Origin of the sequence: Burkholderia sp. AU45274, from assembly GCF_030482505.1 — a bacterium.
Taxonomy (GTDB): domain Bacteria; phylum Pseudomonadota; class Gammaproteobacteria; order Burkholderiales; family Burkholderiaceae; genus Burkholderia.
The window spans coordinates 1,491,784-1,507,119 of record NZ_JAUJQE010000001.1 but is presented as its reverse complement, the minus strand read 5'-3'; the positions used below and the strand labels follow the sequence as shown (position 1 = coordinate 1,507,119).

Genomic DNA, 15,336 nt, shown 5'->3' with positions numbered 1-15,336 from the left:
CACGAGGCACAAGCATGGGAATCTGTAACGGACGCACCGTCATCATCACCGGCGCGGGCGGCGGGCTCGGGCGCGAATACGCGCTGGCGTTCGCGGCCGAAGGCGCGGCGGTCGTCGTCAACGACATCCGGCACGATGCCGCGCAAGCGGTCGTCGACGAGATCGCCAGTCGAGGTAAAACCGGCGGCGGCCGCGCGCTCGCGAATGCGGACGACATCACGCAGGTCGACACCGCTCAGCGGATCGTCGATGCAGCGCGCGAAGCATTCGGCGACGTGCACGTGCTCGTCAACAACGCGGGCATCTGCCGCGACAAGATGTTCACGAGCATGACCGAAACCGACTGGGACGACGTGATGCGCGTGCACCTGCGCGGCCACTTCTGCCTGTCGAGCGTGCTGGCGCGTGTGTGGCGCGATGCGGCGAAGGCCGGCAATCCGGTCGACGCGCGGATCGTCAACACGAGTTCGGGCGCCGGGCTGCAAGGCTCGATCGGCCAGTCGAACTACGGCGCGGCGAAGGCCGGGATCGCCGCGCTCACGCTGATGCAGGCGGCCGAGCTGCAGCGCTACGGCGTGCGCGTGAACGCGCTGGCGCCGGCCGCGCGCACGTCGATGACCGAAGGCGTGTTCGCCGACATGATGAAGAAGCCCGAGGACGGCGGCTTCGACTATTTCGATCCGGCCAACGTCGCGCCGCTGGTCGTGTGGCTCGGCAGCGCGCTGTCGGCCGACGTGACGGGGCAGGTGTTCGAGGTCGCGGGCGGGATGATCGCGGTCGCGGAAGGCTGGCGCACCGGCCCGAGCGTCGATCGCGGCGCGCGCTGGGAAGCGGCCGAGGTCGGCCCGGCGGTGGCACAGCTGCTCGCCGCTGCGCGTCCCGCGCAGCGCGTGTACGGGAGTTGAGCGATGGATCTGGCGCTCACCGACGAACAGGCGATGATCCGCGACGCGGCGGCCGACGTGCTCGCCGAACGCAGCGCGTCCGCCGACGTGCGCCGCGCGCTCGAGCAGTCGGCCGGCCGCGACGATGCGTTGTGGGCCGCGCTGTCCGGCGAACTCGGCTGGAATGCGCTCGCATTGCCCGAGGCGGCCGGCGGGCTGGGGCTTGGTGCGGTCGAACAGACCGTACTGATGGAACAGCTCGGCCGGCGCGTGGCGTGCGTGCCGTATTTTTCGACGGCTTGCCTCGCGGCGACCGCGCTCGCGGGCTGTGCCGAGACGCCGCTGGCGAGCGACTGGCTTGCCAGGATCGCAGAAGGCGCGTGCAGCGCGACGCTCGCGCTGCCGTTCGACCTCCCGGCCGTTTTGCGGTCGTTGCCGGTCGTCGCGGAAGAAGCGGCGGGCGGCTACGCGCTGTCCGGCACGCTCGAACAGGTGATCGACGGCGCGCGTGCCGACCTGCTGCTGGTGCCCGCGCGGATCGCGAACGAAGGGCAATCGATCGGCCTGTTCGCAATCGACGTCGCAGCGGCATCCGGGCTCAAAGTCACGTCGCTCGACACGCTCGACGCAACACGGCCGATCGCGCGCATGGTATTCGACGAAGCCCGCATGAGCCGCGACGCGCTGCTCGCATGCGGCACGGCGGCAGCGCAGGTGCTGGAACGCACCACCTGGTTCGCGGCACTCGCGCTCGCCGCCGAACAGCTCGGCGGTGCCCAGCAATGCCTCGACCTGACGCTCGACTACACGAGCCAGCGCGTGCAGTTCGGCCGTGCTATCGCATCGTTCCAGGCCGTCAAGCACCGCTGCGCACAGATGATGGTGCTGATCGAATCGGCGCGCTCGGCCGTGCTCGGTGCTGCACACGCGTGGGATGCCGAAACCGGCCGCACGCAGCCGAGCGACGCATTGCGCGCCGATATCGCCGCCGCGAAATCCGCCGCGAACGACGCGTATGCGTTCTGCGCGCAGGAAGCGATTCAGCTGCACGGCGGCGTCGGCTTCACGTGGGAATACGACCCGCATCTCTATTTCAAGCGCGCACAGGCATCGGGTGCGCAGTTCGGCAGCACGCCGCAACTGCTCGAATGGATCGCGACCCATGCGATCGACGGCGGCGCATCGCATCGCGACCAAGCGTTCGCCCCCGCCACCGCGATGGCATCACGCCCATCGGCCGCACGCGCAGGAGCCCTGCAATGAACAGCGAAACGCGCGAACAGCAATTGCGGCACGAAGTGGCCGACTGGGTGCAGTCGCACCTGACCGGCGACTTCGCATGCCTGAAATACCGCGGCGGCCCCGGCGACGAGGAAGCGTGGCCCGAACTGCGCAAGGCGTGGGAACAGGAACTGGCGAAGGGCGGCTGGACCGGCCTCGGCTGGCCGACGGACGCCGGCGGGCGCGGCTTCTCGGTTGCCGAGCAGGTGATTTTCCATGAGGAATACGCACGCGCGGGCGGCCCCGGGCGGATGGGGCACATCGGCGAAGGGCTGCTTGGGCCGACGCTCGTCGCGTGCGGCACCGACGACCAGCGCGCGCGCTTCCTGCCCGGCATCCTGGCCGGCACGCAGTTCTGGTGCCAAGGGTATTCGGAGCCCGGCGCGGGTTCCGACCTCGCCAATGTGCGCACGCGTGCCGAACAGGACGCGGACGGTACGTGGCGCGTGTACGGACAGAAGGTCTGGACGTCGCTCGCGCACGATTCCGACTGGATCTTCGTGCTCGCGCGCACCGATCCCGCGTCGAAGGGCAACAAGGGGCTGTCGTTCCTGCTGATGCCGCTCGACCAGCCGGGCATCGAGATCCGGCCGATCAAGCAGCTCAACGGCGGCGCGGAATTCAACGAAGTGTTCTTCGACGGCGCGCGCGCTCAAGCCCGCGACCTCGTCGGCGCACCCGGCGACGGCTGGCGGATCGCGATGACGCTGCTCGGATTCGAGCGCGGGATGTCGACGCTCGGCCAGCAGATGCAGTTCGTCCGCGAGCTCGAATGGGTGATCGACGCCGCGCGCGAATCGGGCGCGGACCGCGACCCGGTGCTGCGCCAGCGGATCGGTCGCGCGTGGGCCGGGCTGCGCGTGATGCGCTACAACGCGCTGCGGATGCTGTCCGGTGCGGACGACATCGATGCCGGCGCCGGTACGCCGCTGCGCCGCGAGGCGCTGATCTACAAGTATTTCTGGTCGAACTGGCACCGCGACCTCGGCCAGCTCGCGATGGACGCACTGGGCTCGCGCGCGAACGTGATCGACCCGGCCGACGAAAAACTCACCCATCTGCAGCGCGTGTTCCTGTTCTCCCGTGCGGACACGATCTACGCGGGCACCAACGAAATCCAGCTCAACATCATGGCCGAGCGCGGGCTCGGCATGCCCAGGGAAGCCAGAGGAACAGCATGACCGAACCCCAGATCCAGAAAGCGCCGGCTTATGTGCCGGGCCATCAGCTGCTCGCCGGAAAATCGGTGCTGATCACGGCGGCCGCCGGCGCCGGCATCGGCTTCGCGGCCGCACGCCGCTGTGCGGAAGAAGGCTGCCGTGCGCTGTTCATCTCCGACATCCACGAAAAGCGCCTCGAACAGGCGGTCGAGACGTTGCGCGCGGAAACGGGGCTGCAACAGGTCTACGGCCGCCTGTGCAATGTCTCGGTGGAGGCCGACGTGCAGGCACTGGTCTCGCAAGCGCAGGACAAGCTCGACGGCGTCGACGTGCTGATCAACAACGCCGGGCTCGGCGGTTCGACCCGCATCGTCGATATGGACGATGCCGAATGGTCGCGCGTGATCGACATTAGCCTGACCGGGACGTTCCGGATGACGCGCGCGATGTTGCCGCACATGCAGGCCCGAGGCCGCGGCGCGATCGTCAACAACGCATCGGTGCTCGGCTGGCGCGCGCAGGCGGAACAGGCGCACTACGCGGCGGCGAAGGCGGGCGTGATGGCGCTCACGCGCTGCGCGGCGCTCGAGGCGTCGCCGTACGGCGTGCGCATCAACGCGGTCGCGCCGAGCATCGCGATGCACGATTTTCTGAAGAAGTCGGCTCCGGCCGACCTGCTGAATCAACTGGCGTCGCGCGAAGCCTTCGGGCGCGCCGCCGAAGTCTGGGAGGTCGCGAACGTGATGGTGTTCCTTGCAAGCGATTACGCGTCGTACATGACCGGCGAAGTGCTGTCGGTCAGCAGCCAGCACGCATGATGAGCGCGACCCTCGACCCCGTGCGCGCGACGCCCCGCGTGTTCGCGCATCCCGGCGAACTGGCAGAGGCCGTCGGCGACACGCTCGGCGCAAGCGCATGGCTCGCGATCGACCAGCTCCGCATCGACGGTTTCGCCGACGCGACGGGCGACCACCAGTGGGTGCACGTCGATCCGGTGCGCGCGAAAGACGGCCCGTTCGGCGCATGCATCGCGCATGGGTACCTGACGTTGTCGCTCGTCAATTGCTTCCTGCCGCAGATCGTGCGGATCGACGGCGCGCGGCTCGGCGTCAACTACGGCTGCGACAGGATCCGTTTCCCCGCACCGGTGAAGGTCGGCGCGCGCGTGCGCGGCGTCGGCGAGCTGCTGCGCGTCGAGCCGCTCGAAGGCGGCGTGCAGGCCTGGATTCGCGTGACCGTCGAGATCGAAGGCGAAGCGAAGCCCGGCTGCGTGGCCGACACGATCAGCCGCTACTACTTCTAGTTCCAGAGAGCAGACACATGGAAGACGCAGTCATCGTTTCCGTTGCACGCACGCCGATCGGCAAGGCGTTTCGCGGCATGTTCAACGACACCGAGGCGCCCGCGCTGGGCGGCCACGTCGTGCGCACCGCGCTCGAACGCGCGGGCGTCGCGCCGGCCGACGTCGACGACGTGCTGATCGGCTGCGCCGCGCAGCAGGGCACGCAGGGCTACAACATCGGCCGCCTGTCGGCCGCGGCGGCCGGGCTGCCGGCGTCGGTGCCCGGCATGGCGATCGACCGCATGTGCTCGTCGGGCCTGATGTCGATCGCGAGCGCCGCGCGCAGCATCGGCGCGGGCGACGCACGGATCGTCGTCGCAGGCGGCGTCGAGTCGATCTCGCTCACGCAGAACAAGCACAAGAACGCATATCGCGCTCGCTCGCAGGCCGTGCTCGACCACCAGCCGGCGGCCTACATGGCGATGATGGAAACGGCCGAGATCGTGTCGCGCCGCTACGGAATCTCGCGCGCCGCACAGGATGAGTTCGCGCTGCAGAGTCACCAGCGCACGGCCGACGCCCAGGCGGCCGGCCGCTTCGACGCGGAAATCGCGCCGCTCGACGTGCGGCGCGCGCTGTTCGACAAGGAAGGCAACCCGGCCGGCTTCGAGGACGTAAACGCCGCGCGCGACGAAGGCGTGCGTGCCGACACGACGGCCGAGCGGCTCGCGGGGCTGAAGCCGTCATGGAGCGGCGGCAAGGTCGTCGAGCAGGGCGAATTCGTGACGGCCGGCAATGCGTCGCAACTGTCGGATGGCGCGGCGGCCGTCGTCGTGATGTCGCGCAGTGAGGCGGTGCGCCGTGGGTTGACGCCGCTCGGCGCATTCCGCGGCCTCGCGGTGGCCGGCTGCGAGCCCGACGAGATGGGCATCGGCCCGGTGTTCGCGATTCCGAAGCTGCTGGCGCGCTTCGGGATGACCGTCGGCGACATCGGGCTGTGGGAGCTGAACGAGGCATTCGCGTGCCAGGCGCTGTATTGCCGCGACACGCTCGGCATTCCCGACGACCGGCTGAACGTCGATGGCGGCGCGATCGCGCTCGGCCATCCGTTCGGGATGTCGGGTACGCGGATGACGATGCACGCGCTGCTCGAAGGCGCGCGGCGCGGCGTGCGGCACGCGGTCGTGACGATGTGCATCGGCGGCGGGATGGGCGCCGCCGCGCTGTTCGAAGTCGGCGCGTAGCGGCACGCGGACGGGCCACGCCGCACGAGCGGCCCGCCATTCAGGACCATTCGAGGCCGCGGCAACGACCGACGGCCCGGAGACATGCAGGCGACGGCGGTGGGCGCGATGGCGCGAACCGTCGTCGAACGCAGACACAGGAGACAAGCGATGAAACGAACTTTGCCCGGACTCGCGATGTCGGCGCTGGTGCTCGGCGCCGCGCTGTTCGCGTTTTCGCCGCGCCCGCTGCCGGCGTTCCCGGTCACCGCGATCCACGCGGACCGGCTGCAGATCAACGGGCTCGCCCGGGCCGGCGCGCGCATCGTCGCGGTCGGCGAACGCGGCGTGATCCTGCTGAGCGACGACGCGGGCGCCCACTGGCGGCCGGCCTCGACCGCACCCGACCACGCATCGACGCTCACGCAGGTGCGCTTCATCACGCCGACGCTCGGCATCGCGGTCGGCCACGACGGCCGGATCGTGCGCAGCGACGACGCCGGCCTGCACTGGCGCGACGTGCACATGGACCACGCGCATGCCGATCCGCTGCTGTCCGTGTGGGGCACGGCCGGCGGCCCGCTGTTCGCGGCCGGCAGCTTCGGCCAGCTGCTGCGCTCGGACGACGCGGGCCTCACCTGGCAGACCGTGAAAACCCCGGCCGGCGACCGTCACCTGAACGCGATCGTCGGCGACGGCCACGGCAACCTGCTGGTCGCGGGCGAGAGCGGCACGCTGCTGCGCTCGACCGACAACGGCGCGACGTGGGACAAGCTGCCGTCGCCGTACGCCGGCTCGCTGTTCGGCGCGCTGATGCTCGCGAACGGCGACTGGGTCGCATACGGGATGCGCGGCAACGTGGTGCGCAGCACCGATCGCGGCGCGACCTGGACGCACGTCGACAGCCACGTGCCGGTGTCGTACTTCGGCGCGACCCAGCTCGCCGACGGCGAACTGGTGCTGGTGGGCCAGGGCGGCGCGATCGTCGCGTCGCGCGACGGCGGCCTGACCTTCGACGTGCGCAAGCTCGGCGGCGTGCAGAGCCTCGCGGCCGTGCTCGACATGGGCCACGGCGCGCTGCTGCTCGGCGGCGAGGCCGGCGTCGCGCCGCTCGCCGGCGCGGCTGCGTCAACGCCGTCCTGACGCGCGGCGGTCCCGCTGCCTGCTCCCGTTCGTTTCGCATCGACAAGAGAATTCCATGAACGACCTGTCACGTCCCCCTGAAGCCGTCCCCGCGTCGCGCCTCGCCGCGTTCGTCGAGCGCTGCGCCGACACGATCATCCGCCGGCGCAAGCTGCTGATGCTGCTGTGCGTCGCGGTGACGCTCGCGCTCGGGCTGTCCGCGACGCGGCTGAAGCTCGATCCGGGCTTCAACAAGATGATCCCGATGCAGCATCCGTACATGCAGGTGTTCGAGCGCTATGCGGGCGCGTTCCCCGGCGCGAACACGATCCTCGTGAGCCTGCGCTGGAAGGGCGACGGCGACATCTACAACCAGTCGTTCATGGACGCGCTGCGCCACGCGACCGACGATGTCTTCTTCATCCCGGGCGTGAACCGCTCGCGCGTGTTCTCGCTGTTCACGCCGAACGTCCACTACACCGAGGTGACCGAGGCGGGCTTTCGCGGCGACGTGGTCGTGCCGGGCCAGTTCTCGAGCGCGAATCCGGACGATCTTGCAAAGGTGCGCCGCAACGTCGCGCGTTCCGGGCAGATCGGCCGCCTCGTCGGCAACGACCTGAAGTCGGCGCTGATCCGCGCGGAGCTGCGCGAGACCGATCCGGCCACCGGCAAGCGGCTCGACTACAGCGCGGTCGCGCGGCAGCTGGAGGAGATCCGCACGAAGTACGCGAAGCAGGGGATCGACGTGAACATCATCGGCTTCGCGAAGCTGGTGGGCGACGTCGAGAGCGGTATCGCGGGCGTGATGGCGTTCTTCGCGCTCGCATTCCTCGTGACGGCCGCGCTGCTGTTTGCCTATACGCGTTCATTGAAGACCACCGTGCTGGCGCTCGTCGTCGCGCTGCTGCCGGTCGTATGGCTGCTCGGCGCGCTGCCGCTGCTCGGCCTCGGCATCGATCCGATGTCGATCCTCGTGCCGTTCCTGATCTTCTCGATCGGCGTGTCGCACGCGGTGCAGATGACCAATGCGTGGAAGCAGGCGCTGGTGCGCGGCGCGTCGTCGGTCGATGCCGCGCGCGACGCGTTCCGCAAGCTGTTCGTGCCGGGCACCGTCGCGCTGCTGACCAACGCGCTCGGCTTCATGGTGATCATGCGGATCCGGATCGACATCGTGCGCGAGCTCGGCATCACCGCGTGCCTCGGCGTGCTGCTGATGATCGTGACGAACAAGGTGTTCCTGCCGATCCTGCTGTCGTACACGCGCCTCGAGCGCGGCACGCTGGCGCGTGCGCAGCGCACGGCGGCGGCCGGCGGCAGCCGGATGTGGTCGCGCTTCGCGGTGTTCGCCCGGCCGGTGCCGGCGCTCGGCGTGTTCGCGGTGGCGCTCGCGCTGCTCGCCTACGGCACGCTCGAATCGCGCAAGCTGGAGATCGGCGACATCGGCACCGGCGCGCCGGAGCTGCGCGCGAACTCGCGCTACAACCTCGACAACGCGGCGATCACGCACCAGTACAACATCGGCGTGGACGTGCTGTCGGTGATCGTCGAGACGACCGGCTTCGACGACGCGTGCCTGCATTACCCGGTGATGAGCGCGATCGAGAAGTTCGAGATGACCATGCGCGGCGTGGCCGGCGTGCAGTCGGTGACGAGCGTGTCGTCGCAGGGCAAGGTGTTCATCGCCGCGTTCAACGAGGGCAACCCGCGCTGGGCCGCGCTGCCGCGTTCCAGCGACGGGCTCACGCAGGGCTCCAACGCGTTCGACCCCGACAACGGGATGAACACCGCGAACTGCAAGGCGATCCAGGTGCTGATCTACACCAAGAACCACGAAGGCACGACCATCGCGCACATCGTCGACGAGATCAAGCGCTTCGCGGCCGAGAACCCGACGCCGAACGTCGCGTTCCGGCTCGCGGGCGGCAACGTCGGCGTGATGGCCGCGACCAACGAGGCCGTCGGCGACGCGGAGATCGCGATGCTGCTGTCGATCTTCGGCGCGATCGCGCTGCTCTGCGCGGTCACGTTCCGCTCGTGGCGCGCGGTGCTGTGCATCATCGTGCCGCTCACGCTCGTGTCGATCCTGTGCAATGCGGTGATGGCGCGGCTCGGCATCGGTCTGAAGGTCGCGACGCTGCCGGTGATCACGCTCGGCGTGGGCGTGGGGGTCGACTACGGGATCTACCTGTACGAGCGCCTGCAGCACGACCTCCGCCACGGCGCGACGCTGCCGGACGCGTTCGCCGACGCGATGCGCCAGCGCGGCACGGCGGCGCTGTTCACGGCCGTCACAATGTTCATCGGCGTCGGCACGTGGGCGTTCTCCGCGCTGAAGTTCCAGGTCGACATGGGCGTGCTGCTCGCGTTCATGTTCCTCGTGAACCTGTTCGGCGCTGTGTTCCTGCTGCCCGCGCTCGCCGCATGGCTCGGCGTCGAGCGGGCCGAGCGCCGCGTGGCGCACCGGCAGCAGCCGTCACCGGCGGCCCCGGCGCCGCTGAAGCCGTCGCCCGCGCTCGAATCCGGCAATCCGATGCGCTGACCGGCGCCCTCATTTCCCCCGCGCGCGGCCGGCCGCCGCGCGCTCTCCACAAGAGGAGTCAACCCACATGTCCGCACGCCCCTACAAGATCGAAGCCCAGCCGCTCGCACAGCGCTATGCGCGCGGCTGGCACTGCCTCGGGCTCGCCCGCGATTTCAAGGACGGCAAGCCGCACACGCTGAACGCGTTCGGCCGCAAGCTCGCCGCGTTCGCCGATTCGACCGGCAAGGTCAACGTCGTCGACGCCTACTGCCCGCACATGGGCGCCGACCTGAGCCTCGGCACGGTGCAGGGCGACCACCTCGTGTGCCCGTTCCACGGCTGGGCGTGGAGCGGCGAAGGGCAGTGCGCATCGATCCCGTACTGCAAGCGGATCCCGCCGAAGGCGCGCATCGGCGCCTGGCCGACCTGCGAGGAAAACAACCTGCTGTTCGTGTGGAACGACCCGGAAGGCAACGCGCCGCCGCCGGAAGTCGCGATTCCGCGGCTCGACGTGTGCTTCTCCGACGAATGGTCGGACTGTGTCGTCGACACGATGGTGATCCAGGCCAACTGCCGCGAGCTGGTCGACAACATCTCGGACGTCGCGCACTTCGCGACCGTGCATCGTGCGCCGATCGACTATTTCGCGAACCTGTTCGAGGATCACAAGGCGACGCAGCTGATGGTCGGCCGCAGCGAGAAGCTCGGCGGTGATGCGCTGACCGCGCTGTCGACGTATTTCGGGCCGGCCGTGCACATCACGCAGATGACGGGGCAGAGCGGCGGGCAGCCGATCCACTCGGTGCTGCTGAACTGCCACGTGCCGATCGACATGAACAGTTTCGAGCTGCGTTACGGCGTGATCGTGAAGAAGGTGGCCGGGCTGACCGACGCGCAGAACATGGAGATCGCGAACGCGTACGTGAAGGAGGCGCAGCGCGCGTTCTACGAGGACGTCGACATCTGGCACAGCAAGACGCGGATCGACAACCCGCTGCTGTGCGAAGGCGACGGGCCGCTGTACCAGATGCGCGACTGGTATTCGCAGTTCTATCTGGACGTGGCGGACGTGCGGCCGACGAGCGTCGCGCGCAAGGCATTCGAAATGCGGATTCGCGAAGGCGCCGCGCCGCCGGCGCTGCATCACGTGTTCGAGCCGCAGTAAAAACCCGGCGGGCCGGCCGAAAAAGGGGGCGCATCGAAATACGTGCCGTCGGCCGGCAACACCCGCTGCGCAAGGCGCACGCGGCGGGCAGGCTTGTGCGCCGCATCAAAAAGACTTGACGAAGCGACTGCCATCGCGTAGTGTCCATGGCCGAAGTGTTCAAGAAGTTCGATTGCTCATCATTGGCCGCACTCCGTGCGGCAGTCGTTGGTCTATCCCTCTTTTGATTCTTTATGTGCCCGTCGCGGGCGCATGTTCAATTATTCGTCATTTGTATTAAGGAAGTATTTGTGGATACCGGTACCGTCAAGTGGTTCAACGAAACCAAGGGCTTTGGTTTCATCTCCCCGGACAACGGCGGCGACGATCTGTTCGCCCATTTCTCGGAAATTCGCGGCACGGGCTTCAAGACCCTGGCCGAAGGCCAGAAGGTCAGCTTCGAAGTGAAGCGCGGCCCGAAGGGTCTGCAAGCGTCGAACATCACGCCGCAGTAAGCCGCATCGGCAACGGCCGCCACACGGTGGCCGCTGCCGGATGGATTGGCGCGCAGGGCGCCGCTTTGGCGGCAGCCGGCGCGTTCCGATGCGCACGACCGATGCATCGCGACATTCGCGATGCATCGGTCGTGACGCTTCCCTCATCGCATGCGTGACCCGCGTGCGACGCAACGCCTTCGTGGAGCGCCTGTCGCTTCGCGAGCGCATCACCGCTTCAACGCATCAACCTGAGCAGACCGCCGCCATGCCGTAGCAGGCGCGGTCCCGACTTGCGCGGCGCTCCATGCGCCGCCGCCACCGACCGCCTGAACGCCGCATCGCGCCGGGCTCCGATCACAAGACAGACCCTGGGTCCGTCTGAACGAACCGACACCCGGCAGCCTGCCGGTCGCCGTCCCGTTGCGGGAAACGGCGCCGGGCAGATCGCCGCGGCCGCGGTCAATCACCTTGTCTGGAGGAATTGGTTTGGCAAAAGAAGAACTGCTGGAACTCGACGGGATCGTCGACGAAGTGCTGCCGGACAGCAAATACCGTGTCACGCTGGAAAACGGCGTCGTGGTCGGCGCGTACGCGTCGGGCCGCATGCGCAAGAACCACATCCGCATTCTCGCGGGTGACCGCGTGACCCTGGAACTGTCGATGTACGACCTCACCAAGGGGCGCATCAACTTCCGTCACAAGGACGCGAATTCGCCGCGTCCGCCGCGAACCGGCCAGCCGCGCCGTTAAGCGGTAACGATCGGCGCGGGCACGCAGCACCGCCTCGCCAATCGAATCCTGTCCGGCCGACGAGGCCGGACGAACCGGGTGGGCGACACATCGCGTGCCGTTCACCGGTCGCCGGCGGCATCGTCATGCCGCGGCGGCCAATACCGCCTTCACCGGCCGCCGCGCGTGCGCAACGCTCAGGCGGCCGCGTCCCGCAGGAAATCCTCGACGATCATCGCGACATACGGCGGACCTTCCTGCATCGGGTGATGTCCGCAATTCGGTATCGTCACGAGCCGCGCGTTCGGATGCCACGCGAGGAAGGTCGCCTGCATCGCCGCTGCGTCGAGCCCGCGGATCCTTGTCGCCGACGATCACCGGGAAGCGCGTGTCGAGCCCGCGGATGTCGTCGACGAAATCCGTGCCGGTCAGCATGTCGAGATACGCGAGCCGGCAAGCCGGCGCCACGCGCGCGGTTCTGCGGCAGCTTCACGTCGGCCCCGCGCGCCGACAGTCCCCCCGTCACGAATCGCACGAGCCGGCGAAACGCATCGTCATCGACGGTCGTCTCGGCGATCGGCGCGTGATGCGACCTGCTTGCACGGTCGACGATGAAGTTGAAACGGTCGACGCCCCAGTCTGGGAGGGCCTCGTGCAACGGGCCGGCAAGCGGTCGAACGCGCACACTGCCACACGGTTCGCATGCAGCTTTACGCGCGGGCCGGCGCGGTCGTACACTCGTCGGCAATCTCGGCCCGCGCCGCAGCTTTCAATCCCTTCAGCAGCTTTCAGCGGGCCGACGATCGTGCCAGCCGGACTTTCGTCGCGCGACGCCAGGAGGCGCCATGAGTGCAGACGCAGCCCCCGCATCCCCGTCGGTTCAGGACCGCATCCAGCACGTGTTCGTGCTGATGCTCGAGAACCGTTCCTTCGATCACCTGTTCGCGCTGTCGGGCTATCCCGACATCGTCGCCGCGTCGCCGGGTAACAGCAATGCGTACGGCGATGCGGTCTATCCGTTCGGCGGCGGCGCGCCCGACCGGATGCCGACCGATCCGTGCCACGAATTCACGGACGTGCTCGAGCAGCTGTGCGGCGCGAGCGTGCCGTTCGTGAAAGGGCAGCCGTATCCGCCGGTCGTCAACACCGGGTTCGTGTCGAACTACGCGACCTCGCATTCCGAAGGCACACCGCCGCAGCCGGCCGACGCGGGCAAGATCATGCAGGGCGTCGATATCGCGACGCAGGCGCCGTCGCTGCACGCGCTCGCGAACGCGTTCGTTCTGTGCGACGCGTGGCATGCGTCGATGCCGGGGCCGACCTGGCCGAACCGCTTTTTCCTGCACGGTGCGTCGTCGGCCGGGCTCGACCATTCGCCGACCAAGGAAGAAATGGCCGGATGGGACGCGTTCAACGGCTTTCCGTATCCGAAGGGGTCGATCTTCGCCGCGCTCGGCGACGACAACTGGCGCATCTACCAGGACCAGACCGGCGACCCGCTCGGCCACGTGCCGCAGGTTGCGTCGCTGAAGGGCATCAGCTTCTTCGACATCGACGACCTCGCGCATTTCGAGGCCGATCTCGCGGCCGGCTATACGGCGCGCTACACGTTCATCGAGCCCGGTTACGGCGACATCGTGCACGGCACTTACCAGAACGGCAGCTCGCAGCACCCGATGGACGGCCTCGCCGGTGGCGACCAGCTCGCCGCGCGCGTGTACAACGCGATCCGCAATTCGCCGGTGTGGAACAGCAGCCTGCTCGTGATCTGCTACGACGAGCACGGCGGCTTCTACGATTCGGTCAGGCCGGGTGCCGCGCCGCCGCCGAACGACGGCGCGGCGGCGACGCTGAACGCGAGCGGCTTCGGGTTCGACGTGTATGGCGTGCGGGTGCCGGCGATCGTGATTTCGCCGTGGGTCGCGGCCGGGCAGGTCGATCACACGCCGTACGATCATGCGTCGGTTGCCGCGACGCTCGAGCGGCTGTTCGGCCTCGCGCCGCTGACGGATCGCGACCGCCTCGCGAACGACCTGCTGGCGCTCGTCTCCACGACGTGCCGCAGCGACTGCCCGCAAAGGATCGGATCATGAGTACGACACCGGCCTTCGACCCGCGCGATGCGCTGCCCGTGCGCGACGGTACGAGCCTGATCGCGTATCTGCACATCCTGAAGAAAGCGCATGCGGCGCTGGTCGGCCATGACAAGGCCCATCAGCGCTTCAGCGAGATCGTGACGCGCGGGCAGGCGCGGCAATACATCGAGGAACTGATGCCGTCGCTGTTGCAGGCGCGTGAAGCGCATCGGCGCAAGCGGCACGGCGGGAAGCATCGCTGAAGTCGGCGGGCGATGCGTGATCGAGGGGACTCGATCCGCGCATCCGAAATGAAAACGGGGCTCGCGCCCCGTTTCCCGCCGCTTCCGGACGAATGCCGGCCGCGTTCGTTCAGGCCGCCACTGCCCGCGCCCGCACCATCGTCAGCGCCGCATCCTCGATCATGTCCTCCTGCCCGCCGACGAGCCGCTGCCGCCCCAGCTCGACGAGGATGTCGCGCGCGGGAATCCCGTACTTCGCTTCCGCGCGCTTCGCGAACAGCAGGAACGACGAGTAGACGCCTGCATAGCCGAGCGTCAGCGCATCGCGGTCGAGGCGGATCGGCGCGTCCATGATCGGCACGACGAGATCCTCGGCGACGTCCGAGATCGCGAACACGTCGACACCCGTCTCGATCCCCATCCGGTCGCACACCGCGACGAACACTTCCATCGGCGTGTTGCCCGCACCGGCGCCGAGGCCGGCCGCGGCCGCATCGATCCGGTTCGCGCCGGCGGCAACCGCCGCGACCGAGTTCGCGACGCCCATCGCGAGGTTGTGGTGGCCGTGGAAGCCGAGCTCCGTCTCCGGCTTCAGCGCGTCGCGCACCTGGCTGATCCGCGCGGTCACGTCATCCGGCAGCATGTGGCCGGCCGAATCGGTGATGTAGATGCAGTTCGCGCCATACGACTCCATCAGCTTCGCCTGCACGACGAGCTGCGCCGGCGACGACATGTGCGCCATCATCAAAAAGCCGACCGTATCGAGCCCGAGCGTGCGCGCGAGGCCGATGTGCTGCTCCGACACGTCCGCCTCGGTGCAGTGCGTCGCGACGCGGATCGTGCCGACGCCGAGTGCGTGCGCCATGCGCAGATGCTCGACGGTGCCGATACCCGGCAGCAGCAGCGCCGACACCTTCGCCTGCTTCAGCTCCGGAATCACGGCGCTGAGGTATGCCTCGTCGGTGTGCGCGGGGAACCCGTAGTTGACCGACGCGCCGCCGAGCCCGTCGCCGTGCGTGACCTCGATCAGCGGCACGCCGGCCGCGTCGAGCCCGCGCGCGATGTTGCGCATCTGGTCGAGCGTGATCTGGTGGCGCTTCGGGTGCATCCCGTCGCGCAGCGACATGTCGTGAACGGTGATCTTCTTGCCTGCAAGTGACATCGCGTGGCTCCTCA

General features: G+C 68.6%; 15 protein-coding genes. 13 read left to right on the top strand and 2 right to left on the bottom strand.

Annotation, left to right across the window (positions count from 1 at the left end):
- Positions 1-14 precede the first annotated feature (14 nt).
- The 11 genes from QZM35_RS06710 to infA all read left to right on the top strand — a co-directional run bounded on the left by QZM35_RS06710 (position 15) and on the right by infA (position 11,864).
- Positions 15-905, top strand: coding sequence for an SDR family oxidoreductase (locus QZM35_RS06710; RefSeq protein WP_089427367.1), 891 nt, complete (start codon positions 15-17; stop codon positions 903-905).
- Positions 906-908: 3 nt separating this feature from the next.
- Positions 909-2,147 carry an acyl-CoA dehydrogenase family protein gene (locus QZM35_RS06705; protein ID WP_089432770.1) on the top strand — a complete coding sequence of 413 codons (1,239 nt, stop codon included), beginning with the start codon at positions 909-911 and terminating at the stop codon, positions 2,145-2,147.
- Positions 2,144-3,346, top strand: a complete 1,203-nt coding sequence (locus tag QZM35_RS06700; RefSeq protein ID WP_089432769.1) for an acyl-CoA dehydrogenase family protein — start codon at positions 2,144-2,146, stop codon at positions 3,344-3,346. The genes QZM35_RS06705 and QZM35_RS06700 overlap by 4 nt, the downstream gene beginning before the upstream one ends.
- Positions 3,343-4,143: an SDR family oxidoreductase gene (locus tag QZM35_RS06695; protein WP_089432768.1), complete on the top strand. Its 801-nt coding sequence runs from the start codon at positions 3,343-3,345 to the stop codon at positions 4,141-4,143. Before QZM35_RS06700 ends, QZM35_RS06695 begins: the two co-directional genes overlap by 4 nt.
- The gene (locus QZM35_RS06690; protein WP_174972601.1) at positions 4,143-4,628 is read left to right on the top strand and encodes a MaoC family dehydratase; all 486 of its coding nucleotides are present in this window, start codon (positions 4,143-4,145) and stop codon (positions 4,626-4,628) included. The genes QZM35_RS06695 and QZM35_RS06690 overlap by 1 nt, the downstream gene beginning before the upstream one ends.
- Positions 4,629-4,645: 17 nt before the next feature.
- Complete coding sequence (locus tag QZM35_RS06685; protein WP_089427371.1) at positions 4,646-5,851, top strand: acetyl-CoA C-acyltransferase; 1,206 nt, start codon at positions 4,646-4,648, stop codon at positions 5,849-5,851.
- A 150-nt stretch (positions 5,852-6,001) separates the two neighbouring features.
- On the top strand, positions 6,002-6,973 hold the full coding sequence (locus QZM35_RS06680) for a YCF48-related protein (protein ID WP_089429088.1): 972 nt from the start codon (positions 6,002-6,004) through the stop codon (positions 6,971-6,973).
- Between the two features lie 55 nt (positions 6,974-7,028).
- Positions 7,029-9,491 (top strand): RND family transporter, encoded by a 2,463-nt coding sequence (locus QZM35_RS06675; protein WP_301775632.1) that lies wholly within the window; start codon positions 7,029-7,031, stop codon positions 9,489-9,491.
- 67 nt (positions 9,492-9,558) lie between these two features.
- Complete coding sequence (locus QZM35_RS06670; protein ID WP_301775631.1) at positions 9,559-10,638, top strand: Rieske 2Fe-2S domain-containing protein; 1,080 nt, start codon at positions 9,559-9,561, stop codon at positions 10,636-10,638.
- Between the two features lie 290 nt (positions 10,639-10,928).
- Positions 10,929-11,132, top strand: coding sequence for a cold-shock protein (locus QZM35_RS06665; RefSeq protein ID WP_006483056.1), 204 nt, complete (start codon positions 10,929-10,931; stop codon positions 11,130-11,132).
- Positions 11,133-11,600: 468 nt separating this feature from the next.
- Positions 11,601-11,864: a translation initiation factor IF-1 gene (infA, locus tag QZM35_RS06660; RefSeq protein ID WP_048251091.1), complete on the top strand. Its 264-nt coding sequence runs from the start codon at positions 11,601-11,603 to the stop codon at positions 11,862-11,864.
- A gap of 123 nt (positions 11,865-11,987) precedes the next feature.
- On the opposite strand, the gene QZM35_RS06655 is transcribed toward infA, so the two are convergent.
- Positions 11,988-12,278, bottom strand: coding sequence for a hypothetical protein (locus QZM35_RS06655; RefSeq protein ID WP_301775630.1), 291 nt, complete (start codon positions 12,276-12,278; stop codon positions 11,988-11,990).
- Between the two features lie 410 nt (positions 12,279-12,688).
- Here QZM35_RS06655 and QZM35_RS06650 point away from each other — a divergent pair, with 410 nt between their 5' ends.
- Positions 12,689-13,936 (top strand): alkaline phosphatase family protein, encoded by a 1,248-nt coding sequence (locus QZM35_RS06650; RefSeq protein WP_301775629.1) that lies wholly within the window; start codon positions 12,689-12,691, stop codon positions 13,934-13,936.
- The gene (locus tag QZM35_RS06645; RefSeq protein WP_089427378.1) at positions 13,933-14,181 is read left to right on the top strand and encodes a hypothetical protein; all 249 of its coding nucleotides are present in this window, start codon (positions 13,933-13,935) and stop codon (positions 14,179-14,181) included. Before QZM35_RS06650 ends, QZM35_RS06645 begins: the two co-directional genes overlap by 4 nt.
- Before the next feature lie 109 nt (positions 14,182-14,290).
- On the opposite strand, the gene dmpG is transcribed toward QZM35_RS06645, so the two are convergent.
- Positions 14,291-15,322, bottom strand: a complete 1,032-nt coding sequence (gene dmpG / locus QZM35_RS06640) for a 4-hydroxy-2-oxovalerate aldolase (RefSeq protein ID WP_089432764.1) — start codon at positions 15,320-15,322, stop codon at positions 14,291-14,293.
- Between the last annotated feature and the right edge of the window lie 14 nt (positions 15,323-15,336).

What these genes read in the sequence shown, in the direction of transcription:
- QZM35_RS06710 (WP_089427367.1), top strand. Translation starts at nt 15, where the DNA reads ATGGGAATCTGTAACGGACGCACCGTCATCATCACCGGCGCGGGCGGC.
- QZM35_RS06705 (WP_089432770.1), top strand. Translation starts at nt 909, where the DNA reads ATGGATCTGGCGCTCACCGACGAACAGGCGATGATCCGCGACGCGGCG.
- QZM35_RS06700 (WP_089432769.1), top strand. Translation starts at nt 2,144, where the DNA reads ATGAACAGCGAAACGCGCGAACAGCAATTGCGGCACGAAGTGGCCGAC.
- QZM35_RS06695 (WP_089432768.1), top strand. Translation starts at nt 3,343, where the DNA reads ATGACCGAACCCCAGATCCAGAAAGCGCCGGCTTATGTGCCGGGCCAT.
- QZM35_RS06690 (WP_174972601.1), top strand. Translation starts at nt 4,143, where the DNA reads ATGAGCGCGACCCTCGACCCCGTGCGCGCGACGCCCCGCGTGTTCGCG.
- QZM35_RS06685 (WP_089427371.1), top strand. Translation starts at nt 4,646, where the DNA reads ATGGAAGACGCAGTCATCGTTTCCGTTGCACGCACGCCGATCGGCAAG.
- QZM35_RS06680 (WP_089429088.1), top strand. Translation starts at nt 6,002, where the DNA reads ATGAAACGAACTTTGCCCGGACTCGCGATGTCGGCGCTGGTGCTCGGC.
- QZM35_RS06675 (WP_301775632.1), top strand. Translation starts at nt 7,029, where the DNA reads ATGAACGACCTGTCACGTCCCCCTGAAGCCGTCCCCGCGTCGCGCCTC.
- QZM35_RS06670 (WP_301775631.1), top strand. Translation starts at nt 9,559, where the DNA reads ATGTCCGCACGCCCCTACAAGATCGAAGCCCAGCCGCTCGCACAGCGC.
- QZM35_RS06655 (WP_301775630.1), bottom strand. Translation starts at nt 12,278, where the DNA reads ATGCTGACCGGCACGGATTTCGTCGACGACATCCGCGGGCTCGACACG.
- QZM35_RS06650 (WP_301775629.1), top strand. Translation starts at nt 12,689, where the DNA reads ATGAGTGCAGACGCAGCCCCCGCATCCCCGTCGGTTCAGGACCGCATC.
- QZM35_RS06645 (WP_089427378.1), top strand. Translation starts at nt 13,933, where the DNA reads ATGAGTACGACACCGGCCTTCGACCCGCGCGATGCGCTGCCCGTGCGC.
- dmpG (WP_089432764.1), bottom strand. Translation starts at nt 15,322, where the DNA reads ATGTCACTTGCAGGCAAGAAGATCACCGTTCACGACATGTCGCTGCGC.